Source organism: Streptomyces sp. NPDC014733, assembly GCF_043083385.1.
Taxonomy (GTDB): Bacteria; Actinomycetota; Actinomycetes; order Streptomycetales; family Streptomycetaceae; genus Streptomyces.
In genome coordinates, this window is record NZ_JBIBYO010000002.1 from 503,618 (window position 1) to 529,285 (window position 25,668).

A 25,668-nucleotide genomic window follows, 5' to 3' on the forward strand; every position below is an offset into this window, starting at 1 on the left:
GGCGGGCCGCCGGCTGCGGGGTCCGGCGGGCCCGCCCCGGAACGGCGAAGGCCCAGGTCTTGGACCTGGGCCTTCGCCGCGCCCCGGGAACGGGGCGCGGCGGTTCAACTCCTCTGCCGCAGCGGCGACACGGCCGCTCCGGCCGCGAGATCACCGCGTCGGGCGGTCGCGCCGCCCGCTCATCAGCTGTGGGACGGGTTCCCCAGGAGGGCGGCGGCCGCCTCCAGCGGAGTGGCGGGGGCCGGAGGGGCGGGGGCGGCGGCCGACCGGCAGGTGAAGCCGAGGCGGGTCAGGGCGCGGGTGACCTCACCGGCGGTGAAGTCGCGGCGGTCCTGCCGGGTGATGACCTCGCCGACCTGCTTGACGGGGTAGTGGCGGCGGCCGATGAGCACGGAGTCTCCCGTGACCGGTTCGGGTGTGACGCCCTTCATCGCGTCCTGCACCTCGGTCTTGATCAGGTCGAAGGGGAAGCGGGCGATGACACAGCGCATGATGCCTCAACAGGGTCGGAGGAATAAGCCGGACGGAGTGCCGGTGCGGCCGGGAGCGGGGCCGGCGGACGGACGTGCCGCCGCCGGTCCGCTGCCGTGGCGTGGGCGAGTGGCCGCGGAGCCACCACGCCCGCCGGAACGGCACGGGGTGCCACTGCCGGGAGGAGCTCCATGACGCTTCGGCCTGCCCTCCCGCGGTGACGCCGGGCCCCGGGGCCCGTTACGCGGCCCGGTCGGTGGCGGACCGGCCGCGGGACGTGGGTGCCGCGGTCCGGGAGGCTCCCGTGGAGCGTCGGCCCCGGGCGGGGCGGGAACGACGGCTGCGGGTGGCGGAGCCACTGCGCCTGGCCGGTTCGGCGACCGGGGCCGCGATGGTGACGGGGATGCCCGACGGGGCCTGCGCACCGGTGATCCGGTTCAGTTCGGCCTCGCCGGAGCGGACCCGGGTGGAGCTCGGGGTGATGGCCGCGTGCTCCATCATGCGATCCATCGCGCGGCGCTGGTTGGGCAGCACCAGCGTGACGACACTGCCGGAGCGGCCCGCGCGGGCGGTGCGGCCGCCGCGGTGCAGGTAGTCCTTGTGATCGGTGGGCGGATCCACGTTGACGACGAGGTCGAGGTCGTCGACGTGGATGCCGCGGGCGGCGACGTTCGTGGCCACCAGCAGCGTGACGGCGCCGGTCTTGAACTGGGCCAGGGTGCGGGTGCGCTGCGGCTGGGACTTCCCGCCGTGCAGGGCCGCGGCCCGGACACCGCTGTTGAGCAGGTGCTTCGTGAGCTTGTCGACGGCGTGCTTGGTGTCCAGGAACATGATCGACCGGCCCTCGCGGGCGGCGATCTCCGTGACGACGGCGTTTTTGTCCGCGCCGTGCACCTGGAGCAGGTGGTGCTCCATCGTGGTGACCGCGCCCGCCGAGGGATCGACGGAGTGCACGACGGCGTCGGTCAGGTAGCGCCGGACCAGCAGGTCGACGTTGCGGTCCAAGGTGGCCGAGAAGAGCATCCGCTGCCCCTTGGGCTCGACCTGATCGAGCAGCGCGGTGACCTGCGGCATGAAGCCCATGTCGGCCATCTGGTCGGCCTCGTCGAGCACGGTGACGGCGACCTGGTCCAGACGGCAGTCGCCGCGCTCGATGAGGTCCTTCAGGCGCCCCGGTGTCGCGACCACGACCTCGGCGCCGCCCCGCAGCGCACCGGCCTGCCGGCCGATCGACATCCCGCCGACGACGGTGGCCAGCCGCAGCTTCAGCGACCGGGCGTACGGGGTGAGCGCGTCCGTGACCTGCTGCGCCAGCTCCCGGGTGGGGACCAGGACCAGCGCCAGTGGCTGCCGCGGTTCGGCCCGTCGGCCCGCCGTGCGGGCCAGCAGCGCGAGGCCGAAGGCGAGCGTCTTACCGGAGCCGGTGCGTCCGCGGCCCAGGACGTCGCGCCCGGCCAGGGAGTTCGGCAGCGTGGCGGCCTGGATGGGGAACGGGGCCGTGACTCCCTCAGCGGTGAGCGATGCCAGCAGCTCGGACGGCATGTCCAGCTCGGCGAAGGACTCGGCCGGGGGGAGGGCGGGGGTGTGCGTCACGGGCAGCGCGAATTCGCCCTGCGGTGCGGCGGGACGGCGGTGGCCGCCGGCGCGCTTCGACGCCTGGTGGGAGAAGCCGGAGCGGCCGGACGCGCCACGGCCGGAGCCGAAGCGGCGGGAACGGTCGTACGTGCGGGCTGTGCGGTTCATGGCGAACCTTCCTCGAAGCGGCACGTCGAGGAATTCCTGACGGCACTGGGCCGCGCACGGGGAATCGCCAGAACGAACCGGGAAAAGCTGAGACGAGGCGGGGCGGAACGATATCGGCCCGGTCCTCGGGAATTGGCCGGCACGGCCGTGGAGAAAAGTGATGCCGTTGCCGGATGCGGAGCGGGCCGGATTTCTGTCCGTCCCGCGCCGTGCCCCGGCCGTTTCAGGGGCGGGGAGCGGTACCGCGCGGCGGTCGTGCCCGTGTCCGGGCGGGCGCGGAAAACGCCGAGCCGGGGCGCGCACCCAAGGTGCGGGCCCCGGCTCGGCGTACGCGCAGGCGTCAGGCGGGAACGATGTTCTCGGCCTGCGGGCCCTTCTGGCCCTGCGTGACGTCGAAGGTCACCTTCTGGCCTTCCTGGAGCTCACGGAAGCCCTGGGTGGCGATGTTCGAGTAGTGGGCGAAGACGTCGGCGCCGCCGCCCTCCTGCTCGATGAAGCCGAAGCCCTTTTCCGCGTTGAACCACTTCACGGTGCCGTTGGCCATGTCATTTCTCCTTCGGGGCAGTGCCCGGAGCCCGCACCCTGCGGACTCCGTGTCGCCGCGATGATTGCCCCGTCCGGAAACAACCCGGAAAATACTGAAGCGCTCCAGCCCGATGGAAAAAGGGCGAGCGCACTTGAGTCTTTGGGAACCACAACTGCAACTGGCTTCGAAGCTAGCACGTGACCGGCGGGCCTGCACAGCAAAACGACTCCGCACGCTTTCCCGGGCGGAAAACCCCTCCCGCGCCGTCCAATCATTTCTGCAGTTGCGGCATGAGATATTCGAGGCGGGTGCGTGTGGTGAAGTACCCGGAAATGGGGGAGCCGCCGGCTTGGCGCCCGGGGCCGGGCTCCGGGGCCGGTGTGACCGCCGCACGGCCGTGCGGGGCCCCGCACGATCCGCCGGCGGGCCGGCATCACGCTCCCGCGGGGCGGGCCCACCCCTTTCCGTGCGCGCACCGGCACCCGGACCGCACGGCCCGCCGCTCCGGCGGGATGCCGGGTCCCGCGCCGGTCGGCGGCCGAAACCTCCATCGGTCACGGTAGAAATATCCGTTTCGGATACTCAGCATTTTTCTTGCAGCCGACGAAATCAGTAAGGTGGCCTTATGGGGTGCCGGCCGTCACTGCACGGCGTCACCACCGAAGAGCGTAGGAAAAGAAGGCGAGGAGCAGGCGTCATCAGGATCGTCCGCAGACGGCCCCGGCCCGGCCGGGTACCGCAGAGCCCGGCCGGAAGGCGGCCTCCGCTCCCCGCCCGGCGACCCCCGCTCCGCCGCCCCTCGGGCGTGTGCGCGAAGGCGGCAGGCCGGAGCGTGGTCCCGGCAGATGGTGTGGAAATCCTCGGGTCCTGGCCCGGTATGAACGCGTTCCCCGAAGAGGTTCGATGACCCGAGAAAACCCTCCGCGCGCCACCGACAAATTCGATGACGACGACTACCCCGCCTACACCATGGGCCGGGCGGCGGAGATGATCGGCTCCACCCCGGCCTTCCTGCGGGCCGTCGGCGAGGCGCGCCTCATCGTCCCCCTGCGCTCCGCAGGGGGCCACCGCCGCTACTCCCGCTACCAGTTGCGCATCGCGGCCCGCGCCCGCGAACTCGTCGACCAGGGCACCCCGATCGACGCGGCCTGCCGCATCGTCATCCTCGAGGACCAGCTCGAAGAGGCTCAGCGCCTCAACGAAGAACTCCGCCGCGGCGCGGCCGAACCGGGCCGGCGGGACTGATGCGGTGCCTCTCCCGCGCGGCCGTCGGCGCGCCGGCGGGCAACTGGCCGGCAGCCTCGCGACGTTCGGCCCTCCCGTGGCCGAAGGAGGCTCCGCGTGACGAGGGAGCCGGGACCGGTGAAGCGGCGTACCGGGGCACCGGGCCCCATGCCCCGCGGCATGTCTCCGCGCCCCCGCGGTCGCCACAGGGGAGTCCGTTAAGGTCATCCCGGAGCGTCCGGGGCACACCGACGCCGCGATGACCTCGAACGTCTGCGGCCACCGCTTTCCCGGGTCGGGGAAGCGGTGGCCGCGGCGCCGGCCGGGCCTTCGGGGCCCGGCGAGGAGGCAGGCGGCGGGGAAAGGTCCCCCGGATGTGCCCTTTCAGGCAGCTGTCTGAGAGCACGCGCAGGTCAGAGCGATGCCATGGGGGCGTAGTGCGATTGAAGCTGGAGTTCACGACCGAACCGTTCGATCTCGACGAGGCGCCCGCCCATGCGGTGGTGGCGCGCGAGGTCGTCACGGGCGCCGGGCTGGACGCCGTCGACGTCGGCCCGTTCGGCAACACCGCCGAGGGCGACGCCGGACGGGTCCTCGACACGGTGACCGCCCTGCTGCGCGACGCCCTGGAGGCGGGCGCCACCCGCGTCTCCCTCCAGGTCAACGTGGTGGACGGCGCCGGCTCCGGGGAGGGTGCCCGGTGACGGACCCCGCGGACCACCCGTTCGTCCGGGCGGTCAAACCGCTGGTCGACGCGATGGGCGGGCAGATGGTCGCCCCCGGTCTCGCCCAGGGGGACGATGTCGTCCTCAGCTGGGAGGGGGAGGCGCGGGTCGCCGTGCGTCTGCCGCACCTGTCGGAATCGCTCGACCATCTGCTGGCCGAGCTGGAGCGCCGCCACGGCGTGCCGTTGGCCGATCTCGACCGTAAGGCCAAGCAGTCCGTCGTCCGCATCCTGGAGACCCGCGGCGCCTTCTCCGTCCGCCACGGCGTGGAGACCGTAGCCGGGGCGCTGGGGGTCAGCCGCTTCACCGTCTACAACTACCTGAACAGGGAGAACGCCGCGAAGCGGGAGGACTGAACCCCAACGGCCGCACCAGGGCGGCCGATCGGCCCCTGCCGCCGTCCGGAAAATCCGGGCGGCGGCTTTTGCGTTACCGACTTTTCAACAAAGTGTTGACGTGATGTTGCCGGAGGTCTTAGCTGTTCCCCAGCCAAGCAGAGCCATCAGCATCAGGCCACGGAGGCTTCCCGTGTCTTCGAGTACGACCCCGGGCCTCGCCCGGTTCAACGCGGCCGACGACGGTACGGCACTCGCCGCACTGCACGAGGTCTGCACCAGCAGGGCCTGGGGGAGCGCACTCGCCGCCCGCCGCCCGTACGCCACCACCGACGCCCTGTACGCGGCGAGCGACGCCGCCATGGCGGAGCTGACCGCGGACGACCTGGCGGAGGCGATGGCGGGGCACCCGCCCATCGGCCGGCCGACACCCGGCGATCCCACCTCCTCCCGCGAGCAGAGCGGCATGGCTTCGGCCTCCGCCGCGCTCAAGGAGGAGATGCTCGACCTCAACCTCGCCTACCAGGAGAAGTTCGGGCACACCTTCCTGATCTGCGCCTCCGGGCGCACCGGGGAGCAGATGAGGGACGCCGCCCGGGAACGCCTCGGCAACGCGCCGGAGCGGGAACGCGAGATCGTCCGGACGGAGCTGGGCAAGATCAACCGCATCCGTCTGCACCGTATGACGGAGACCGCCGAAGGAGACCCCGCATGAGCAGCGAGACGGCCGCACCGACGTCGGTGTCCACGCACATCCTGGACACCAGCGTGGGCCGCCCCGCGGAGGGCGTCGCCCTCACGCTCGCCGTGCGCGCAGGACGCGACGGCGACTGGCGCGCCCACGGCGCCTCCGCGACCGACGCCGACGGACGCTGCAAGGACCTTCCGGCCCTGCCGGAGGGCACCACCCACGTACGTCTCGACTTCGCCGTCGAGGGGTACTTCGAGTCCCGCACCCGTCAGCAAGCCGAGGAACAGCAGGACGCCCCCCGCGTAAGGGACAGCGGTGCCTTCTTCCCGGAAGTGGCGATCACCTTCGCCGTCAAGCCGGGCGAGCACTACCACGTACCGCTGCTGCTCAACCCGTTCGGCTACTCCGTATACCGAGGGAGCTAGCACCGACATGACCGCCAACCGCCCTGCCACGCCCCGCCTTGTGATGCTCGGCCAGAACCAGTACGGCAAAGCGGAGAACCGCGTCGTCAAGATCGTCCGGGACGGCGACACCCACCACATCAAGGACCTCAACGTCTCCGTCGCCCTCTCCGGCGACCTCGAAGAGGTCCACCTCTCCGGCTCCAACGCCAACTGCCTCCCCACCGACACCACCAAGAACACGGTGTACGCCTTCGCCAAGGAACACGGCATCGAATCGGCGGAGCAGTTCGGCATCCACCTCGCCCGCCACTTCGTCACCAGCCAGGAGCCGATCAAGCGGGCCCGCATCCGCATCGAGGAGTACGCCTGGGAGCGGATCGCCACCTCCGACGGCAACTCCCGCTTCATCGGCGCCGACGAGGTCAAGCACTCCTTCGTCCGCAAGGGCCAGGAGACCCGCCTGACCGAGATCACCTACGACGGTGAGCACTGGCAGGTCATCTCCGGCCTGAAGGACCTCGTCGTCATGAACTCCACCCACTCGGAGTTCTGGGGCTACATCAAGGACAAGTACACGACGCTCAAGGAGGACTACGACCGCATCCTCGCCACCGAGGTCTCCAGCCGCTGGCGGTTCAACTGGACCGACGACGACCAGCGGATGCCGCACTGGGAGCGCTCCTACGCCCAGGTGCGGAAGCACATGCTGGAGGCGTTCGCGGAGACCTACAGCCTCTCGCTCCAGCAGACCCTGTACCAGATGGGGTCGCGCATCATCAACAACCGTTCCGAGATCGACGAGATCCGCTTCTCGCTCCCGAACAAGCACCACTTCAAGGTGGACCTGGAGCCGTTCGGTCTCAAGAACGACGCCGCCGACGGCGCCGTCTACTACGCCGCGGACCGCCCGTACGGCCTGATCGAAGCCACTGTTCTGCGCGACGGTGTCGAAGCCCTGATCCCCCAGGATCTGACCAACCTCTGACGGCTTGGACGCAGCGCCGTGCCCAGGGCCTGTCCGTGAAGCCCCGCCCGACGGGACTTCACGGACACGCCCCAGTGTCCCCTCCCCACGCCCAGGGGGGAGGGGCCGCGCATCCTTGAGGGGACCCACCCATGGCACAGCTCCCGCACGACCGGCACCAACCCGCCCCACCGGTCCACCCCGTGGACGAGAAGCCGGGGCCCAAGCGGCTGATTCCCGCCGCCCTCCAGCACATCGCCGCCATGTACGCCGGCGTCGTCACCCCGCCGCTCATCATCGGCCAGGCCGTCGGGCTGGACGCCGCCGGCCGCACCCGCCTCATCGCCGCCGGCCTCCTGATCGCCGGCTGCGCCACGCTCCTGCAGACCCTCGGCATCCGCAAGGCCGTCGGCAACCGCCTGCCCTTCGTCAACGCCGCCAGCTCCGCCGGGATCACCCCGATGCTCGCCATCGCGGAGACCACCGCCAAAGGCCACCAACTCCCCGCCATCTACGGGGCGGTGATGGTCGCCGGAGTCTTCTGTCTCGCCGTCGGACCGTTCTTCGGCAGACTGCTCCGCTTCTTCCCGCCGCTGGTCACCGGCGTGGTCATCACCCTCATCGGCGTCACCCTCATGCCGGTACCGGTCGGCTGGGCCCAGGGCGGCGACAAGAACGCCCCCGGGTTCGGCGACATGAAGAACCTCGCCCTCGCCGCCTTCACCCTCCTGGTGATCCTGCTCATCCAGCGCTTCGCCAAGGGCTTCGGCAAACAGGTCGCCCTGCTGCTCGGCCTGGTCATCGGCACCCTCGCGGCCATCCCCTTCGGCATGGCGAGCTTCGACGGGCTGCGCTCGGCGCCCGTCGCGGCGCTGCCCACGCCCTTCGCGTTCGGCCCGCCGGAGTTCCAGCCCGCCGCGATCCTCTCGCTCTGCATCGTGATGCTCGTCCTGATGACGGAATCCGCCGCCGGGATGCTCGCGCTCGGCGAGATCTGCGACCGGCGCTGCGACGGCGCCACCCTCACCCGCGGTCTGCGCACCGACGGCCTCGCCACCCTCCTGGGGCCGCTCTTCGGCGGCTTCGCCACCAGCGCCTTCGCCCAGAACGTCGGCGTCGTCTCGCTCACCCGCGTCCGCAGCCGCTACGTGGTCGCCGCCGCGGGCGGCACCCTCCTCGTCCTCGGAGCGTTCCCCGTCCTCGGCGCGGTCGTCTCGCTCGTCCCGATGCCGGTTCTCGGCGGCGCCGGCATCGTCCTCTTCGGCTCGATCGCCGTCAGCGGCATCCGCACCCTCGCCGAAGCCGGGCTCGACGACAGCTCCAACATCATCCTGGTGGCCGTCTCGCTCGGCGCCGGCATCATCCCGCTCGCCGCGCCGACCTTCTACGCCGATTTCCCCGCCTGGGCACAGACCGTCCTCGGCTCCGGGATCAGCGCCGGAGCCCTGGTCGCCGTCCTGCTCAACCTGTTCTTCCACCATCTCGGCACCCGGAGCACCTCACGGACGGCGGTACTGTCAGCCGCCCCGTCCGGCTCCGGCACTCAAATCTCCTAGGGCCCTGCCGTGCCCGCCCGCCGTAGCGAAAGCAGGAAGTCCATGACAGCACCGGCAGCACCGGCATCCCCTGACAGCGCGACCGAGCGGTTCGTCATCGAGAACTGCGCCGTCGCGACCGTCGACGCCCACGACACCGTCCACCCCATCGGACACGTTGTGATCGCCGGCAACGTCATCGAGGCGGTGGGCGCGGGCCCGGCTCCCGAGGGCCTCACGCACGTCACCCGCCGCATCGACGGCACCGGCCACCTGGTCACCCCCGGGCTGGTCAACACCCACCATCACTTCTACCAGTGGATCACCCGCGGCCTGGCCACCGACCACAACCTCTTCGACTGGCTGGTCGCGCTCTACCCGACGTGGGCCCGGATCGACGCGCCGATGCTGGCCGCCGCCACCCAGGGCTCCCTCGGCATGATGGTCCGCGGCGGCGTCACCACCGCCTGCGACCACCACTACGTCTTCCCCCGCGACGCCGGAGACCTCGTCGCCGCGGAGCTGGAGGCCGCCGCCGCGATCGGCGCCCGGCTCACCCTCGCCCGAGGCTCGATGGACCGCAGCGAGAAGGACGGCGGGCTGCCCCCGGATTTCGCCGTCGAGACCACCGAGGGCGCCCTGCTCGCCACCGAGGAGGCGATCGACACCCACCACGACGCCTCCTTCGGCTCCCTGGTCCACCTCGCCGCGGCCCCCTGCTCCCCCTTCTCCGTCTCCACCGAACTCCTGCGGCAGAGCGCCGAGTTGGCGCGCCGTAAGGGCGTACGGATGCACACCCACGGCTCGGAGACGGTGGAGGAGGAGAAGTTCTGCCACGAGCTTTTCGGCATGGGCCCGACGGCCTACTTCGAGACCACCGGCTGGCTCGGCGAGGACGTGTGGATGGCCCACTGCGTCCACATGAACGACGCCGACATCGACGCCTTCGCCCGCAGCGGCACCGGCGTCGCCCACTGCCCGTCGTCCAACGCCCGCCTCGCCGCCGGCATCGCCCGCATCCCCGACATGCTCGCCGCCGGTGTCCCCGTCGGCCTCGGTGTGGACGGCACCGCCTCCAACGAGTCCGGCGAACTCCACACCGAACTGCGCAACGCCCTGCTCATCAACCGCCTCGGCGCCCACAAGGAGGCCGCGCTCACCGCCCGCAAGGCGCTGCGGCTCGGCACCCACGGCGGCGCCCGGGTGCTGGGCCGCGCCGCCGAAATCGGCTCGCTGGAGCCCGGCAAACTCGCCGACCTGGTCCTCTGGAAGCTGGACGGGCTCGCCCACTCCTCCATCGCCGACCCGGTCACCGCGCTGGTCTTCGGCGCGGCGGCACCGGTGACCCTCTCCCTCGTGGGCGGCCGCCCGGTCGTCGAGGACGGTCACCTCACCCGCGTCGACGAGGACACCGTCGCCCGCGCCGCCCGCGACGAGGCGCGGCGCCTGACCAGGATCGCCGCCGGGGACTGACCCGGCGCCGAACCCGTGGCGCCGCCGGACACCGACGGCGCCACCCACCGAACCCGGCCGGGAGGGACGGCTCCCGGCCGGGCTCGCGGAACCCCAGCGGCTCCGCGAGCGCCCGACCCCGGGGACGCGGGGCCCACCCCGCGTCCCCGGGCCGCCGGGCCACCGTCCCGCCACGGCCGTGCCCGCCACCCGCACCGCACCGCCGCGCCCCGCTCCCCGCCCACCGGCGTCCCGTGCCCCACCGCCCACCCGCGCGGTCGTTCCCGTACCCCCCACCGCGCCGGCACCCCGCAGCGCGCGCACCAACCCGCACCACTCCCTCCGTGACAGCAAAGCGCCGCTCCCCGCAGGAGCGCGCGGAAATCGACAGGAGGCCCGCAGTGGCCGCTACGCCGGGGTCGGACCGGAGCACGCATCCGGTCGACGAACTCCTCCCGCCCCTCAAGATGTTCACCAGCGGTCTGCAACACGTGGCCGCCATGTACGCGGGGGTGGTCGCCCCGCCGATGATCGTGGGGCCGGCCTGCGGGCTGAGCCCCACCGGGACGGCGTTCCTGGTGGGCGCCAGCCTCTTCACCGCGGGCATCGCCACCCTCCTGCAGACCCTCGGTTTCTGGAAGATCGGCGCCCGGCTGCCCTTCGTCAACGGGGTGTCGTTCGCCGGGGTCACCCCGATGGTCGCCATCGGCAAGGCCCAGGGTCCGGAGCACGCACTGCCGGTCATTTTCGGCGCGATCATCATCGCCGGGGTGCTGGGCTTCCTCCTGGCCCCCTACTTCTCCAAGCTGGTCCGCTTCTTCCCACCGGTGGTCACCGGCACCGTCATCACCCTCATCGGCGTCTCCCTGCTGCCGGTCGCCTTCAACTGGTCGCAGGGCGGCGACGCGTCGGCCCCCGACCACGGATCGCTCACCAACATCGCGATGGCGGCGGCGACGTTCGTGATCGTGCTGGTGCTGCGGCGGGTACTGCGCGGCTTCCTGCGGCAGATCTCCATCCTGCTCGGGCTGATCGCCGGCACCCTGCTGGCGATCCCGGTCGGCCTCACCGACTTCTCCGCCCTCACCGGCGCCGCCCCGGTCGGCTTCCCGACGCCGTTCCACTTCGGCGCACCGCAGTTCAACGCCGCCGCCGTCGTGTCGATGTGCATCGTGATGCTGGTCTGCATGACCGAGTCGACGGCTGACATGCTCGCCCTCGGCCGGATCGTCGGCCGGCCCGCCGACGAGCGGACCATCGAGGGCGGACTGCGCGCCGACACCCTCGGCACCGCCCTCAGCCCGCTCTTCAACGGCTTCGCCACCAGCGCCTTCGCCCAGAACATCGGGCTGGTCGCGATGACGAAGGTCCGCAGCCGCTTCGTGGTGGCGACCAGCGGCGCGATCCTGCTGCTCCTCGGGCTGTGCCCGGTGGCCGCCTCGGTGATCTCCCTGGTGCCGCTGCCGGTGCTGGGCGGCGCGGGCATCGTGCTGTTCGGCTCGGTCGCCGCCAGCGGCATCCAGACGCTCGCCACGGCGGCGCTGGAGAAGGGGGAGAACGGCCTGATCGTCGCCGCCGCCGTCGGCATCGGCCTGATCCCCATCGCCGCGCCGGACTTCTACCACGCCTTCCCCAAGGACCTGCTGGTCGTCCTGGACTCCGGCATCAGCACCGGCGCCCTGGTCGCCCTCGTCCTCAACCTGGCCTTCAACCACCTCGGCGGCCGGCCGGCGGCCACCGGGGACCCGGCGGACGGGAGCGAGGACCACGACACCGGAGCCCCGCCGCCGGCTCCGGCGGACGCCGCTCCCGCGCCCCCGGCGCCCGCCGCCCCGACCGTCCCGCCGCAGCCCGCCCGCCGCACCGCCGGCGAGGTGCCCCGGCTCCCCGGCCACCGCCGCTGAACACACCGGCGGCCCGCGGCGGACCCGGCCGTGACCGGATCCACCGCGGGCCGCCACCCGCTTCCCCTCGGGGTTTCCCCCTCCCGCACCGGCTCAGCCGATGTGGAAGTCCTCGCCGTAGACCTTCCACTTCAACGGCGTGTGCAGATCGAGATTGCCGTCCTTGAGGAAGACCCGCTGCGCGGTGTCGACGCGGCTGGTGTCGCTGTGCGCCTCCTCCTGCTGCATCGCCCACACCCGGGCGTCCAGGAACGCGTTGAGGTACTTCTTCTCGTCGCCGCCCTGCGACGGCGGCTTCGCCTTCTTCAGGGCCCGCTCGCGGATGCTGGAGAAGCTGGTGTCCTCGTCGCCGTCGCCGTGCATGACGATCGCGTCGTAGTACGCGAACTGCCCCAGCACACCGATCTTGTCGGCCTTGCCCTGCTTGACCGCCGGGTTGAAGTACACCCGGTCCCGCTCGTCGTTCTGCGCCTTCTGGAAGTCGGGGTCCTTCGCCGCGGTCTTCCAGTCCTTCACGTACGCGTTGCCGAGCCCCTCGTGGGAGTCGGACCCGTCGACCTTGCGCAGCGCCGGCAGGTACTTCGCGAGGATGTTGTCCGGCTTGCGCTTGGCGTACAGCTCGACGAGTTCGAGCATGTCGTGGGTGCCGGAGCAGAAGCCGATGATGCCGGCGGTGTAGCCGCGGCCGTCGCCGATGTCCTCGATGTACTTGTACTGGTCCTTCCAGTCCAGCGAGGAGTTCTCCGCGCTGGAGACCAGCTTCATCGCGATTTCCTTCTTCGCCGGGTCGTCGAGCCCGGTTGCCGCGCGCGAGGGATGAGCGGAGCGCGAGGCCGTGTGCGGGGCGGAATCCGACTTGCCGCCCGGGATGGCCGTTGCCGCGACCGCGGTCGCGGGAACGGCGAGCAGTGCCACGCCGAGGATGACGCGGGTGGATATTTTGGTCACACGTGACCCTATCGACCGGGAGCGCATACGATCCTCCGATTCCGGAGTGGGCTGTGGGGGGTTCCCCAATCGTTAGGAAGCTTTCCTACCAGACTTGAGGGGGCGCGTACAGGCGTCGCGCACCACCCCGCGCACGCCGATTCCCTTACGGATCAAGGGAGTTGTGGTGGAGTGCGCGCGAGGTGGGAGCGGTCCGGCGCCCCGCGCGGACCCGCCACCGGCGAAGACGCCCGCCCGGGGCTCGGGGACCGGCTCCCCGCCCGGGCCCGCGAAGTGCCGCACGCCGCGAGGGCGCACCACCTACAGTTGACGCATGGCCGAGGAGACGCGGAACAGCGTGGGCGGTCAGGCCCATGTCAACAGCCTGGTCCAGGCCGGTTCGGTCCAGGAACTGCACGTGCACCAGTCACACACGCACCGGCCGCCCTGTCAGTTACCGCCGGAAGTACCCCACTTCACCGACCGCGACGACGAACAGGCCCTCGTCCTGCGGGCCGTACGCGACTGGGAGCGCGAGCGCCCCGAGGCCGAGCGCCCGCTGATCGTCACGCTCCGCGGACTGCGCGGCGTCGGCAAGACCACCCTCGGCTTCCGGCTCGCCCGGACCCTGCGCGAGGGATACCCGGACGGCGTCCTCTACGTCGACCTCGACGGCATGCGGCACGACGGCGGGGTCTCCCTCAGCGATGTGCTCGCCCGGCTGCTGCGCGATCTGGGCGTGACCCCCGAGTGGGTGGAGCCGACGTTCGCCGGGCGCGCCGCGCAGTACTGGGACCGCACCCAGCACCGCCGGCTGGTCGTCGTCATCGACAACGTCCGCTACGCCTCGGAGGCCGAACCGCTCCTCCCGGCGTCCGCGGGCAGCGTGGTCATCCTCGCCGGATCGCGGCGCCTGGACGACCTGGAGCACGCCGCCGCGGTGGAGCTCTCCCTCGAACCGCTGCGGGAGGCCGACGCCGTACAACTGCTGCTGCGGATCGTCCACGACCCCGAGCTGTCCGCCGCGCCGGACACCGCCGCGGAGCTGGCCCGGCTGTGCGCCGGATCGCCCGCGGCGCTGCGGGTCGCCGGGCGCTGGGTGCGCAGGCACCGGCACCGCGGCTGGCCGCGGCTGCTCGCCGGACTCACCACCGAACTGCGGGAGAAGGGCGTGCCGGACATCGAACCCGTATGGGACGCCGCCTACCGCGACCTCGGCCCGCGGGCCCGGCAGCTCTACCGGCTGCTCGCCGCGGAGGCGGGCGAGGTGATCTCCGAGGCGGCCGTGGCGGCGCTGCTGGGCACCGGCCGGGAAGCCGCCGAGGACGCGCTGGCGGAGCTGGCCGACACCGGACTGGTCGACGTGGTGTGCGACCCCGCCGAGGAGGGCGCGGCCGGCCCGCCCGTCCGGCGCCCGCGGATGCACCCGCTGGTCCGGGCCCATGCGCTGCGCCGCGCCCGCGACGAGGGCAGCCCGCAGGAGACCGCCGACGGGCTGCGCCGCGTCGTCGGCTGGTATCTGCGCCAGGCCCAGCGCGCCGACGAACGCGCCGCCGGCAAGCGCCTGACCCTCGCCCCGGCCGCCCCGCCGGTGCCCGGTGCGGACGACGCGGACCTCACCGCGCCGGAGCCGGAGCGGAAGGCCGTCGCCCACCGCTGGCTGACGGCCGAGCGGCGCGCCCTGCACACCTGCGTCCGCATCGCCCACGACGCCGGCTGGTACGACCTGGCCTGGGCGCTGTGCGAACCGCTGTGGACGCATCTGCTGGACCATCCGCACAGCGCCGAGTCCGCGGTGACCTTCGCCCTCGGCCGGGACGCCGCGCAGCGCGCCGAGAACCTCCGGGCCACGATCCGGATGCGCTGCCAACTGGCCCGCCCGCTGTGGGAGCAGCGCCGGTTCGCCGACGCCGGACGGGAGCTGACCGCGGCGGTGCACGGCGCCGAACTGCTCGGGGAGGAGAAGGCGGACCGCAAGCTCTACGCCTCCGCCCTGGAGTTCCGCGGCCGCCTCGGGGCGGAGAGCGGCCGCTGGGCCGACGCCGTCCCCGACTACGTACGCTCCCGCACCATCCACCGCGAGATCGGCAACGCCTACGGCGCCATGCTGCTCACCTACCAGCTGGGCCTGGCCCGCGAGTCTCTCGGCGAACTCGATCTCGCGGAGGCGGAGCTGGCCGCGGCGTACGCAGCGGCGCAGGAGCTGGGACGCGACCGGATGACCGCCCGTACGGTCTTCGCCCTGGGCCGGGTGGAGCGCAGGCAGGGCCGTCTCGACACCGCACGGGACCGCTTCGGGGCCGCGCTCGACGCCGCCCGGCGGCGCGGCTCCACCTTCGAGGAGGCGCGGGTCCTCGACGCCCTCGCCGAGCTGGAGGAGGAGGCCGGCAGCGCCCAGGCGGCGGCCGGGCACCGGGAGCGGGCCGCGGCGATCCGGGCACGGGAAGGCGGAGCGGCCCCGGCGTCGTGAGACGGCGTCAGCGGTGTGCCGAGGGCAGGCCGGTGGTGCGCGGAGCTGCCGCGATCCGGCCGTCAGAACGGCGTCAGCGGGACATCTGCGAAACGTCAGCTGCGTGCATCAGGGTGAGGACTGCCGTTCGGCCCGGTTCACTCCCCCGGCCGGGCCGAACGGCCACCGTACCCGCGCAGCGCGGAGGGATCCGCGAGGAAGTAGAGCGGGAGCGCGGCCCCCGGAGCACCGCCGTAGCGCCGGAGCGCCCCGGCGCACCGCTCCGTCCGGCTCACAGCTCCCGGCGCGCCTGCTCCGCCGTCGCCTCCGTCACCCGGACCCGGTACGTACGCTCCCCGATCGTGCAGGTCAGTGTCGCGGGCGCGGCGGCGTCCGGGGCGGCGGTGAGCCAGGCGTGGAGTGCGGACAGCACCGCCGCCTGGTCCGGGCGGACGATCCGCCCCGCCTCCTCGTACGGTTCGGTCCGCGCCGCCAGCAGGGGACCGCCGCGGCGGCGCGCGACCGACAGGGACGGGGCGAGAACGGCGGCCACGGTGCGCCGCCCCGGGTACGCGGCGAGCGCCTCGTCGATCCAGCCGGCCGCGGTCCACGGGGCGTCGCCCGGGCCGCCCCGGGCGCGGCGGAACAACAGCCCCGCACCCTGGGCCAGCGGGACCCCGGCCGCGTCCTCCTCCACGGCGAGATGTCCGGCGGGGGCGTCGGGGCCGTCGTCACCGGGGCGGTCCTCGGGATCGTCGGCCGCGGGGTGGCGGACCACGGTGACCGCCGTACCGTGCACCCGGGTGCGGACCGCGCAGGCCGCCGGGAGGGGCGCGGCGTCGCGCGGTACGGGCAGCAGCCGGGGCGCGAGCGGCGTGGTGGGCGGGGTCAGGCCCAGGCAGGCGTAGAGGCGGGTGCGCAGGTGGGGCAGGGCGTTGCCCTGTTCGGCGAAGGCCGCCGCGGCGGCTTCGGTGACCTGCTCGGCGCGGTGCGTACGCAGCGCCTCGGCGATGTCGCCGGGCTTCTCGAAGACGGGGACCGCCGCGAGGAGCCGGTCCATCGGGGTGCCGGGGATCAGCTCGTCGCCGCCGTCACACACCGACAGCAGCGGGCGGCCCAGCGCCGCCGCGTACAGCGCCGTCGACCCGTGGTCGCACAGCACGGCGTCGGCCGCCACCAGGACCGACGCCCACTCCTCGTACGGCGCGGCCATCGTCAGACCGGCGGCGAGGGCGGGCGCGAGCCGTTCGGTGAGTTCATGGCGGCCCGCGCTGCTGTGCGCGTTGGGATGGAGCAGCAGTGCCAGCCGGTACTCGTCCAGCGGCAGTTCACGGGCGAGGCGGGCGGGCAGCCCGGGGTACCGGGCGAGCAGCGACCGCGGGCCCCAGGTCGAGGTGAGGGCGATCAACCGGCGGCCGCCGGCGCCGAGTGCGGCGCGGTAGCGGTCGCGCAGGCCCCGGGAGGCCAGCAGCCGGTCCAGGGTGGGATCGCCGACGACCGCGGCCCGGGCGGCGGCCTCCGGGCTCCGGGTGGCGAGCCGGGCGATCTGCCCCGGGTGGGCGAGGGCGTGCAGCGTGGCCAGCGGGGTGCCGCCGCGCACCAGATAGGCGGCGTCGAGCCCGGACGCCGCGCGGGCCGAACCGTCGGAGGGCAGCGACTTGTTGAACCCGGCGCCGTGCGGCAGCAGCGCGAGCGGCCCGCGCAGCCGGTGCAGATCGCCCTTGGGGCTGGCGGCGAGCGTCAGGTCGTAGGTGGTGCCGAGGGCCTCGCTCCAGGGGACGGTGCGGGCCCCGGCGGCCTCCAGCGCCGCGAGCGCGTCGGTGGAGAAGTCCGAGCCGGGGACGAGGGAGAAGACACGGGTGATGCGGTGGTCACCGGCGAAGACCGGGAGGGTGTCGAGCAGACGGTGCAGCGCCACCGCGGAACGCGCCGCGAAAAGCACGGTCCGCGCGGTGTGGGCGGTCCGCCGTCCCCCCGATAAGGCACGGCCCGCCGGCCGGGACGCGTCGCCGCCGCCGTGGCGGACGGGCTCGGGCGGAGGCGACGGCATGCGGAAGAGGGTACTCGGCGCCCGCCGCGCCCGCCGCCGCCCCGCCGCCCGGTGCGGGCGATCGGGGCCGGCGGCCGGGGGCGTGCCCCGGGGGCCGGGCTCAGCCTTCCAGCACCGCGTACGCCGGAAGGGTCAGGAAGTCGGCGTAGTCGGCGTCGAGGGCGACCTGGAGCAGCAGGTCGTGCGCCTGCTGCCAGCGGCCGGCGGTGAACGCCTCCTCGCCGGCCTCCGCCCGGATGTCGGCCAGCGCGGTGGCGGCGACGGAGCGCACCAGCTCGGCGGTGACCTTCTCGCCCGCGTGGTCGCCGTCCTCGAAGACGACGCCCGCGTCGACCCACTGCCAGATCTGCGAACGGGAGATCTCGGCGGTGGCCGCGTCCTCCATCAGGCCGAAGATCGCGACGGCGCCCAGGCCCCGCAGCCACGCCTCGATGTAGCGGGTGCCGACCTGCACCGCGTCGACCAGTCCCTGGTACGTCGGCTTCGCCTCCAGGGAGTCGACGGCGATCAGGTCCGCCGCCTTGACGTCGACGTCCTCGCGCAGCCGCTCCTTCTGGTGCGGCCGGTCGCCGAGGACCGCGTCGAACGAGGCGCGGGCGATCGGCACCAGGTCGGGGTGGGCGACCCAGGAACCGTCGAACCCGTCCCCGGCCTCGCGGTCCTTGTCGTTCGCCACCTTCGCCAGCGCCTTCTCGTTGGCCTCCGGGTCGCGGCGGTTGGGGATGAACGCGGCCATCCCGCCGATGGCGTGCGCACCGCGCTTGTGGCAGGTGCGGACGAGCAGCTCGGTGTACGCGCGCATGAACGGCGCGGTCATCGTCACCGCGTTGCGGTCGGGCAGCACGAACTTGGCGCCGCCGTCGCGGAAGTTCTTGACGATGGAGAAGAGGTAGTCCCAGCGGCCGGCGTTCAGTCCGGAGGCGTGGTCGCGCAGCTCGTAGAGGATCTCGTCCATCTCGTACGCGGCGGTGATGGTCTCGATGAGGACCGTGGCGCGGACGGTGCCCCGGGGGATGCCGACGTAGTCCTGGGCGAAGACGAAGATGTCGTTCCAGAGGCGGGCCTCCAGGTGCGACTCGGTCTTCGGCAGGTAGAAGTACGGGCCCTTGCCGAGGTCGAGGAGCCGCTGGGCGTTGCGGAAGAAGTACAGGCCGAAGTCGACCAGCGCACCGGGGACGGGCTTGCCGCCGACCGTCAGATGCCGCTCGTCGAGGTGCCAGCCGCGCGGCCGCATGACGACGGTCGCCAGCTCCGCGGCGTCCTTGAGGGCGTACGACTTGCCCGAGCGCGGGTCGGTGAAGTCGATGCGGCGCTCGTAGGCGTCGGTGAGGTTGAGCTGGCCGGCGATGACGTTCTCCCAGGTGGGAGCGGAGGCGTCCTCGAAGTCGGCGAGCCAGACCTTGGCGCCGGAGTTCAGCGCGTTGATGGTCATCTTGCGGTCGGTCGGGCCGGTGATCTCCACCCGGCGGTCGGTGAGCGCGGCGGGCGCCTCGGCGACCCGCCAGCTGTCGTCCGCGCGGATGTGCGCGGTCTCGGGCAGGAAGTCCAGGGTGCTGGTCCGGGCGATCTCGGCGCGGCGCTCGGCGCGCCGGGCGAGCAGCTCGTCACGGCGCGGGGTGAACCGGTGGTGCAGCTCGGCCAGGAAGGCGAGCGCGGCGTCGGTGAGGACCTCGTCCTGACGCGCGGGCACGCGAGCGGGGTCGACATCGGCGAGGGCCAGCGGGGACGGCGCTGGTGCGGACATGAGCTGTCACTCCATTCAGCGGCGGTGCCGAGCGGCCGCCGGGAGGCCGCACGGCACGGAGTGCCGCGGGGTCGGACGTACGGTCGCGGGCGCCGTTCGGGATCAGGGCGCTTCTGACCAGTGGAGACTAGTTTCCTTATCGCGGAAGTTCAATCGTTTGTTGATGTCGAGATTCTCCGGGTCGACAGAAGCGGCCCTGTGATGGCTCCGGGTGCCATGCCGGGAGCGGGGCCGGCGGGCGGTGCGGGGCGGCTTGTTTCAGGGAGGGAACCTGAAGGGGCCGGCGCGGCAGGGGTGCGTGCATTCGGGGCTCTGCCTGAAAGCTCCGCGGTGACGTCCCCCCGGGTGCGGCCGGGGTCACCCCGTGTCCGCGCCAACTCCCGTGTCCACGGCCGCCGTTCACCCGAGGAGGTGCAGATCCTCCGGGGTGTCGATGTCGTACGCCGCCGCGATGTCCGCGCACTCGACGAGGGTCAGTTCGGCGTCGTGGTGGCGCAGGTAGGCGCGGGCGCCGCGGTCGCCTTCGGCGGTCGCGGCGATCTCCGCCCAGCGGTCCGCGCCGAAGAGCACCGGATGCCCGCGGCGCCCCCCGTACGCGGCTGCCGCCAGCGCCTCCGGGCCGTCGTACGCCGCGGCCACCCGTGCCACCGCCTCCGGGCCGATGCCCGGCTGGTCGACCAGCATGACGAGCGCCGCACCGCACCCCGAACCGGCGAGCGCGGTCAGGCCCGTCCGCAGGGAGGAGCCCATGCCGGAGGCCCAGTCGGGGTTGGTGTGCACGGTGTAGCCGGAGAGGTCGGCGCGGGCCCGCACCTCGGACGCCGCGGCGCCCAGGACGAGGTGGACGGGGCCGCAGCCCCCCGCCCGCAGCACCCGCGCCGCATGCTCCACCAGTGGACGTCCGCGGAACTCCAGCAACGCCTTGGGGTGTCCGCCCAGCCGGCGTCCGCAGCCGGCGGCGAGCAGCAGTCCCGCCACTCTCTCCGGGCGGGGCGGGCGCCCGGGGGTCGGTGCCGGAGTGGACGGGTGCGGTGTCGAGGTCATGGGGGAGTGCATACCCCATGACCTCGCACCCCGGGGCCGGGCGCCGCCCACCGGTGCCGCGGCGGCCCGCGGCGCCCGGCCCCTCCCGTGCGCGGCTCCTCCCGTGCGCGGACCTTCCCGCTTCCGGCGGTTCGCCGGTGTCAGCCCGCGTCGCCCGCCGTACGCGGACGGGGGATCCACGGCCGCAGGGGGCCGCGGATACCGTGCGTACGCTGCTCCGCGAGGCGGCGCTCGGTGACGTAGCGGTGCATGTGCTCGACGGTGATCTCCGAGACGTCCGCGAGTCCGTAGGCGCGGCAGATCAGTTGGACCACGCTGGTGTGGCGCCGGTCGGGGGCCGTGTCGTGGCCGTGCTCCGGCTCGGGGTCGCTGTACGGGTCGCGTTGAGAGTCCATCGCGTTCTCCGATTCTGGGATATACCGGATATGCCCGGAAGGATGCTGCTCCGTCCCGGCACCCCGTACGCCTCTCCCGCCGGACGCTCACGCGGAAGGCGGGGAGGGGGAGCAGATGTGCGGAGGTGTGGCCCGGCCCCTACGGGGAAGCCTGGAGGGTTCTCCGGGGCGCACTGCGCAGGCCGGGCGCCGTGCGCGACGGCGCGCGGCGGGCGGCGCGCGGGACCCTCGCGCTCCGCCGAACGGGTCCGGATCCCCCTGGCCGCACTCCCTCTGGGTGACGGGCCCTGACGGATCGTGTCCCGCATATGGCGCATCCGGTGCGCCGTGGCGTTAACTGTCCCGCATTGTCGAACGCTCAACTTCCCCGGAGGACGCCGTCGTCGTGGAGCAGAGGCAAGGGGGGCGCGGATGCCCCGGCGTGGCCGGGGTCGATCCGCGGAGGTACGAACTGCGCACCGCGGTGGCCCGGCTCCGCCGCGAACTGGCCCTGCTGTCCTACGAGTTACCGGATCGCGCGGTGGCCGACGACGAACTGGCCGCGCTGGACGCCATGGTCCGTGAAGGGCTGCCCGAGGTGCCCCGGCTGCGCCGCTCGCTGCTGCTGATCGCCGGTGCCGTCGGGTCCGTCAGCGCCCTGTCGCCCGCCCTGGCCGACGTCCGCGCGGGCGTCGAACGGTTCGGCGGGCCGCCGGGGGCGCCGCTGAGGCGCCGTTGAGACCCCCGGCCCGGAGGTGACCGTTCCTCAGGGTGCCCGCCGCGTGCCTCGGGCGGCAGGGCTGCCACCGCCCGGAGGAGGTGCGCAGGGTGCCTCCTCCGGGGCTCGCGGTACGGCGCGGTCACGGCCGGGCGGCGCGCCGTGTGCCGTACCGCGGCCCCGGTGCGGCACGCTTCAGTCGGGAAGGTTGGTGAGGGCGAGCGTCACCTCGCCGCCGCAGCCGTCTCCGACGTCGTCGTAGTAGCGGTGCGTGGTGTTGATCATCAGAAGCTGGTCGCCGGCGCTGGACGCCCGCCGCTGGAGCCGGTTGAACACCACCTCGCCGCCGAACGCGCGAGGGCTGACCGGGCGTCGGAACCTGGCCTGGAACCGGGTGATCAGCATGTCGGGCAGCAGGCGCTTCCAGTAGTCCTCCATCGTCCAGCCGGAGAACTCCTCCAGCAGTCCGTACCGGACCGCCGCGGCTGCGGTGTAGTACGCCATCTGGTTGTAACAGATGTTGACCTCGACGGAGTTGAGGTGCCCGGTGTCATCGATGTAGCAGGACTCGGGGATCGAGAACGTGCATCGCGCGGAGACACCCCCGTCGGCGGCGGTGACCTCGGCCGACTTCAGGTACTTGCAGTGCTCCTTGTAGGGGTGGAGCACCTTGTCAAGGATTTCCTGGTCGGTCGGGTGGCTGATCGCGGTCATGGTCATGCCGCCTCCTCGTACAGCTTGTGGGCGTCGTGCACGGTGACGCGGTGCGAGGCGGTCGGCTCCGGCGTCGTGGTGTGCCGGGCGCGGTGGATCAGGCTGCGGTTGTCCCAGATGAGCAGATCGCCCACCACGAACTCCTGGAGGTGGATGAGCTCATGGCGCATCTCCTCGTCGAGCTGGCCGGTGGCCTCGAAGAGCCGCCGCAGCAGCTTGTCGTCGAGGGGGTTGCCGTCCGCGTCCTCGATCTCGATGGTGGCGGCCTCACTGATGTAGAGAACGGTTTCACCGGTGAGGGGGTGCCTGAACGTGGTGGGGTGCAGCACGTCCGGGGTCTTCTGCTTGATCTCCGCGACGATCTCCGAAAGCGGTCGGTAGACGTCCCCCGGGCGGATCTTGAAGTACTTGCGCACGGTCTGACGGGCCTTGGTGCCGGCCACCGCCGCCTTCAGGTCATCGGGCAGCCTGCGGTACGCCTCACCCATGTCGATGAAATACGTGCCGCGGTTCTTCTCCGGCACGACCTGCGGGTGGATGAGGGTGATGCCGAACGGGTTGGGCATGAACTGGTAGTCGGCGTGCCAGAAATGGCCGGTCTTGGGAACGCCCACCTGCTTGCCGTCCTGCGGAATGTTCGAGGACACGAAGATGTCCGGGTTGTCCGGGTGGTGGTAGATCGGCTCGTAGTAGCGCTCGGGCCGGCCCAGTCGCTTGCTCAGTTCGAGGAAGGCATCCGTCGACAGGTGCTGGTTCTTCAGGACCGCGATCTTGCTGGTGTACACGGCCTGCATGAGCTCTTGGACGTCGGACTCCGACGCGGTGGTGTGGTCGAAGCCCTCGACCGTCACGCCTAGTTTCTTGCCTGCCTGCGGGGTGATTTCCATGGTGCGGGTTCTCCGGTGATTCCTGTGAGAGGGGAGGGCAGGGTGCCGGTTCGGGAGGGGGTGAGTGAGCCGGATCGGTGGCCACGTGTGACCGGCGCCAGTCGCTGATGATGCCTGCATTCAATTCCTGCATCCACGAGGTGGATACAGGGCAAGAAAAAGGCTGAAGTGGTGCTTGTGTCAACGCCGAAGTGGATTTCTGAAGCGATTCTAAAGGCGGGCTAAAGTCCCGGAGTTCGGCCACGGGTTCCCGTCTGAGTCGGCAGGCCGCTTGTTTCGCCGAGCTGGCCTGCGGAAATGCTGCGCGGGTCGAGTGGCTGAGGCGGCGTCAAGCTGGTGTCCGCGAAGGGGAAGAAGGGCGAGAAGGGGCCCGTCGGCAGTTGCATCCGGTCCGGCCTTCGCTGTATCAAGTGTCCTGTAACCCGGCGATCTTCGGTCACCGTGAAGAATTCCGCCGGGTTATTTATTCGCATCCCGTCATCCGTTGCACCGGAAAGTGGTGCCGCGCGGAATTTGGAGGCGCGGTTTCCATGGACGCTCTTTAGTATTCGCCGCCGTATTTCAGGTCTCACGGGCCCACGCGACGGCGGGCGCCGACCGGACGGATGGGCCCGAGAAGGCACCCGTGGCGGACGACCGCCGTCTACGGGGGTTTCCGTGAGTTCGCCGGTCCAGGGCCCTCCGCCGCGCGCATCCTGCCGTGCCGATTCCGGCCACGCCCGCGCACGCCGTCAACTGCGGGCCGCGGCACCCTCGTTCACCCCGTCAACCCGCCATCTCGGCCGCGCTGCCGAGGAGCCCGCCGCGCACACCGGCGCCCCCCGGGGCCGGCCGTGGACGGCACCATCATCCTCCGAGAGGTATCCAGTCCGATGAACTACATCATTGACCCCGCGTGGGCCGACGAGCGCGAGCGCCTGGAAAACCTGGCCGTCTTCTACAACGTGGGCACCGCCGAGATCTGCGACCGGCTGGGCGTGGGTCCCGGCTGGCGCTGTGCGGACCTCGGGGCGGGCAGCGGCAGCGTCGTGCGGATGCTCGCCGAACGGGTCGGGCCCGAGGGCGAGGTGCTGGCGATCGACGCCGACACCCGCTTCCTGGAACCGCTGGCCGGCGGCCCGATCACCGTACGCGCCATGGACGTGACGGCCGAGCCGCTGCCCGAGGGCCGTTTCGACTTCGTGCACGCCCGGCTGCTCCTTGAGCATCTCCCCGAGCCGGCCGAGATGGTGCGGTCCATGGCGGCCGCGGCCCGGCCGGGGGGCTGGGTGGTCGTCGAAGACGTCGACTGGTCCACGGCGCTGACCATCGACCCCCCGTCCGAGGCCCACGAGCGCGTCATCTCCGCCTGTCACAAGCTGTACGCGGGCAGCGCCTACGACGCCTCCTACGGCCGGAAGGTCCCGCGCCAGCTGCGCGCGGCAGGGCTGACCGACATCGGGATCCGGGCGGCGTCGATGCCGTTGCTGGCCGATGCCGAGCACGGCCAGCCGGACTGGGCGATGTGGGTCGCCCAGCTCGCCCCCCGGATGCTCGCCGAGGGGCTGCTCACCCAGGATGACCTCGACGCCTTCAGCCGGCTCTGGCACGACGGCGACACGGTCGGCTTCGGGCCGCTCATCGTCAGCGCCTGGGGCCGCCGCCCCGCCGAAGAAGACGCACGCTGACGGCGGCCCGCAAGGGCCGGGGGCGCCTCCCCGGTCCTCGCGGGCCTGTGGCACCCGGCACCGCACCTCGCGGTGCCGTCGCCCCTCCCCTGGACGCCCGGTCCGCGGGAGGGGCTCCGCCTTGCGCCGGCCCGGTCGGAGCGGTCCGGCCAGGGGCGGGCGCCGGCCCGGACGCGTGCCGCGCCGCCCCGAACCTGCGGGCGACGCCTGCTCGTCGGTACCCCGTGGCGGATGCGGGAGCGCTCAGGCCGGTGTCTGGTTGGCCAGGGCCACCGACAGCTGGGCGGCGACCTCCTGGAGCACCGGCACGATCTTCTCCGTCGACGCCTCGGTGACCCGGCCGGTCGGTCCGGAGATGGAGATCGCCGCCGAGGTGGGGGAGTCGGGGACCGGTACCGCGAAGCAGCGGACGCCGATCTCCTGCTCGTTGTCGTCGACCGCGTAGCCCAGGCGCCGGACCTCGGCGAGCGCGTCGAGGAAGGTGTCCGGGTCGGTGATCGTCTTCTCCGTCGCCGCGGGCATGCCGGTCCGCCCGAGCAGTGCCCGGACCTCCTCCGGCGGGTGCCCGGCGAGCAGCGCCTTGCCGACGCCGGTGGAGTGCGGCAGGACCCGCCGGCCGACCTCGGTGAACATCCGCACGGCATGCCGGGAGGGGACCTGCGCGACGTAGACGATCTCGTCGCCGTCGAGCAGCGCCATGTTGGCGGTCTCGCCGGTCTCCTCGACCAGCCGGGCCAGGAACGGCCGTGCCCAGGTGCCGAGCAGCCGCGAGGCGCTCTCGCCGAGGCGGATCAGGCGGGGGCCCAGCGCATACCGGCGGTTGGGCTGCTGGCGGACGTAACCGCAGGCCACGAGGGTGCGCATCAGGCGGTGGATGGTGGGCAGCGGGAGGCCGCTGCTGGCGGACAGCTCGCTGAGGCCGACCTCGCCCCCGGCGTCGGCCATCCGCTCCAGCAGATCGAAGGCGCGCTCGAGGGACTGGACACCGCCGCTCGCGCCCGCGGGCTTGGCATCGGCGGCGGAGGTGCTGGCGCTGGACGGCGGCACGTCGCTTTCCTTTCGGGGCGGAGGGGTCGGTCTCGGCTGGTGCGGGCGCCGGGCCCGACCGGTGCAGCCT

23 protein-coding genes are annotated in these 25,668 nt (G+C 72.6%); 12 read left to right on the top strand and 11 right to left on the bottom strand.

What is annotated here, in order from left to right; genetic code table 11:
* Nucleotides 1–182: 182 nt before the first annotated feature.
* The 3 genes from ACF1BH_RS06945 to ACF1BH_RS06955 all read right to left on the bottom strand — a co-directional run bounded on the left by ACF1BH_RS06945 (nt 183) and on the right by ACF1BH_RS06955 (nt 2,758).
* A complete protein-coding gene (locus ACF1BH_RS06945; protein WP_391641364.1) occupies nt 183–491 on the bottom strand; it encodes an SCO5918 family protein in 309 nt (102 codons plus the stop codon).
* A gap of 220 nt (nt 492–711) precedes the next feature.
* The gene (locus ACF1BH_RS06950; RefSeq protein WP_391641365.1) at nt 712–2,214 is read right to left on the bottom strand and encodes a DEAD/DEAH box helicase; all 1,503 of its coding nucleotides are present in this window, start codon (nt 2,212–2,214) and stop codon (nt 712–714) included.
* 340 nt (nt 2,215–2,554) lie between these two features.
* Complete coding sequence (locus tag ACF1BH_RS06955) at nt 2,555–2,758, bottom strand: cold-shock protein (protein WP_030989011.1); 204 nt, start codon at nt 2,756–2,758, stop codon at nt 2,555–2,557.
* A gap of 885 nt (nt 2,759–3,643) precedes the next feature.
* On the opposite strand from ACF1BH_RS06955, the gene ACF1BH_RS06960 reads away from it, so the two are divergent.
* From ACF1BH_RS06960 to ACF1BH_RS07000, 9 genes are all read left to right on the top strand, one after another.
* On the top strand, nt 3,644–3,985 hold the full coding sequence (locus ACF1BH_RS06960; protein ID WP_391641366.1) for a MerR family transcriptional regulator: 342 nt from the start codon (nt 3,644–3,646) through the stop codon (nt 3,983–3,985).
* A gap of 428 nt (nt 3,986–4,413) precedes the next feature.
* Nucleotides 4,414–4,668: a hypothetical protein gene (locus tag ACF1BH_RS06965; protein ID WP_030280231.1), complete on the top strand. Its 255-nt coding sequence runs from the start codon at nt 4,414–4,416 to the stop codon at nt 4,666–4,668.
* A complete protein-coding gene (locus ACF1BH_RS06970; RefSeq protein WP_391641367.1) occupies nt 4,665–5,045 on the top strand; it encodes a helix-turn-helix domain-containing protein in 381 nt (126 codons plus the stop codon). The genes ACF1BH_RS06965 and ACF1BH_RS06970 overlap by 4 nt, the downstream gene beginning before the upstream one ends.
* Before the next feature lie 172 nt (nt 5,046–5,217).
* Nucleotides 5,218–5,739, top strand: coding sequence for a 2-oxo-4-hydroxy-4-carboxy-5-ureidoimidazoline decarboxylase (gene uraD, locus ACF1BH_RS06975; protein ID WP_391641368.1), 522 nt, complete (start codon nt 5,218–5,220; stop codon nt 5,737–5,739).
* Complete coding sequence (gene uraH, locus ACF1BH_RS06980; RefSeq protein ID WP_391641369.1) at nt 5,736–6,140, top strand: hydroxyisourate hydrolase; 405 nt, start codon at nt 5,736–5,738, stop codon at nt 6,138–6,140. The genes uraD and uraH overlap by 4 nt, the downstream gene beginning before the upstream one ends.
* A gap of 7 nt (nt 6,141–6,147) precedes the next feature.
* A complete protein-coding gene (gene pucL / locus ACF1BH_RS06985) occupies nt 6,148–7,107 on the top strand; it encodes a factor-independent urate hydroxylase (RefSeq protein ID WP_391641370.1) in 960 nt (319 codons plus the stop codon).
* 131 nt (nt 7,108–7,238) lie between these two features.
* Nucleotides 7,239–8,642 (top strand): nucleobase:cation symporter-2 family protein, encoded by a 1,404-nt coding sequence (locus ACF1BH_RS06990; protein ID WP_391641371.1) that lies wholly within the window; start codon nt 7,239–7,241, stop codon nt 8,640–8,642.
* A gap of 42 nt (nt 8,643–8,684) precedes the next feature.
* Complete coding sequence (locus ACF1BH_RS06995; protein ID WP_391641372.1) at nt 8,685–10,094, top strand: 8-oxoguanine deaminase; 1,410 nt, start codon at nt 8,685–8,687, stop codon at nt 10,092–10,094.
* 380 nt (nt 10,095–10,474) lie between these two features.
* A complete protein-coding gene (locus tag ACF1BH_RS07000) occupies nt 10,475–11,977 on the top strand; it encodes a nucleobase:cation symporter-2 family protein (protein ID WP_391641373.1) in 1,503 nt (500 codons plus the stop codon).
* A gap of 93 nt (nt 11,978–12,070) precedes the next feature.
* Here the strand turns inward: ACF1BH_RS07000 and ACF1BH_RS07005 are convergent, their stop codons facing one another.
* Entirely contained in the window at nt 12,071–12,952 is an 882-nt protein-coding gene (locus tag ACF1BH_RS07005) for a chitosanase (RefSeq protein ID WP_391641374.1), read from the bottom strand.
* Between the two features lie 286 nt (nt 12,953–13,238).
* Between ACF1BH_RS07005 and ACF1BH_RS07010 the strand changes: the two genes are divergently transcribed.
* Nucleotides 13,239–15,374 (top strand): tetratricopeptide repeat protein, encoded by a 2,136-nt coding sequence (locus tag ACF1BH_RS07010; protein ID WP_391641375.1) that lies wholly within the window; start codon nt 13,239–13,241, stop codon nt 15,372–15,374.
* A gap of 271 nt (nt 15,375–15,645) precedes the next feature.
* Here ACF1BH_RS07010 and ACF1BH_RS07015 read toward each other — a convergent pair whose 3' ends face one another.
* The 4 genes from ACF1BH_RS07015 to ACF1BH_RS07030 form a co-directional block, all read right to left on the bottom strand.
* A complete protein-coding gene (locus tag ACF1BH_RS07015; protein WP_391641376.1) occupies nt 15,646–17,295 on the bottom strand; it encodes a translation initiation factor 2 in 1,650 nt (549 codons plus the stop codon).
* A gap of 208 nt (nt 17,296–17,503) precedes the next feature.
* Nucleotides 17,504–19,147: a malate synthase A gene (gene aceB / locus ACF1BH_RS07020; RefSeq protein WP_391641377.1), complete on the bottom strand. Its 1,644-nt coding sequence runs from the start codon at nt 19,145–19,147 to the stop codon at nt 17,504–17,506.
* A 399-nt stretch (nt 19,148–19,546) separates the two neighbouring features.
* A complete protein-coding gene (locus tag ACF1BH_RS07025; RefSeq protein ID WP_391641614.1) occupies nt 19,547–20,125 on the bottom strand; it encodes an NTP transferase domain-containing protein in 579 nt (192 codons plus the stop codon).
* Between the two features lie 206 nt (nt 20,126–20,331).
* Nucleotides 20,332–20,586 (bottom strand): hypothetical protein, encoded by a 255-nt coding sequence (locus ACF1BH_RS07030; protein WP_391641378.1) that lies wholly within the window; start codon nt 20,584–20,586, stop codon nt 20,332–20,334.
* A 421-nt stretch (nt 20,587–21,007) separates the two neighbouring features.
* On the opposite strand from ACF1BH_RS07030, the gene ACF1BH_RS07035 reads away from it, so the two are divergent.
* A complete protein-coding gene (locus ACF1BH_RS07035) occupies nt 21,008–21,304 on the top strand; it encodes a DUF5955 family protein (RefSeq protein ID WP_391641379.1) in 297 nt (98 codons plus the stop codon).
* Nucleotides 21,305–21,478: 174 nt separating this feature from the next.
* Here the strand turns inward: ACF1BH_RS07035 and ACF1BH_RS07040 are convergent, their stop codons facing one another.
* Both ACF1BH_RS07040 and ACF1BH_RS07045 read right to left on the bottom strand, forming a co-directional pair.
* Nucleotides 21,479–22,003: an FcoT family thioesterase gene (locus ACF1BH_RS07040; RefSeq protein ID WP_391641380.1), complete on the bottom strand. Its 525-nt coding sequence runs from the start codon at nt 22,001–22,003 to the stop codon at nt 21,479–21,481.
* Complete coding sequence (locus ACF1BH_RS07045; protein WP_391641381.1) at nt 22,000–22,884, bottom strand: TauD/TfdA dioxygenase family protein; 885 nt, start codon at nt 22,882–22,884, stop codon at nt 22,000–22,002. The genes ACF1BH_RS07040 and ACF1BH_RS07045 overlap by 4 nt, the downstream gene beginning before the upstream one ends.
* A gap of 872 nt (nt 22,885–23,756) precedes the next feature.
* On the opposite strand from ACF1BH_RS07045, the gene ACF1BH_RS07050 reads away from it, so the two are divergent.
* Entirely contained in the window at nt 23,757–24,551 is a 795-nt protein-coding gene (locus ACF1BH_RS07050; RefSeq protein WP_391641382.1) for a methyltransferase domain-containing protein, read from the top strand.
* Nucleotides 24,552–24,794: 243 nt separating this feature from the next.
* On the opposite strand, the gene ACF1BH_RS07055 is transcribed toward ACF1BH_RS07050, so the two are convergent.
* The gene (locus ACF1BH_RS07055) at nt 24,795–25,598 is read right to left on the bottom strand and encodes an IclR family transcriptional regulator (RefSeq protein ID WP_391641383.1); all 804 of its coding nucleotides are present in this window, start codon (nt 25,596–25,598) and stop codon (nt 24,795–24,797) included.
* Between the last annotated feature and the right edge of the window lie 70 nt (nt 25,599–25,668).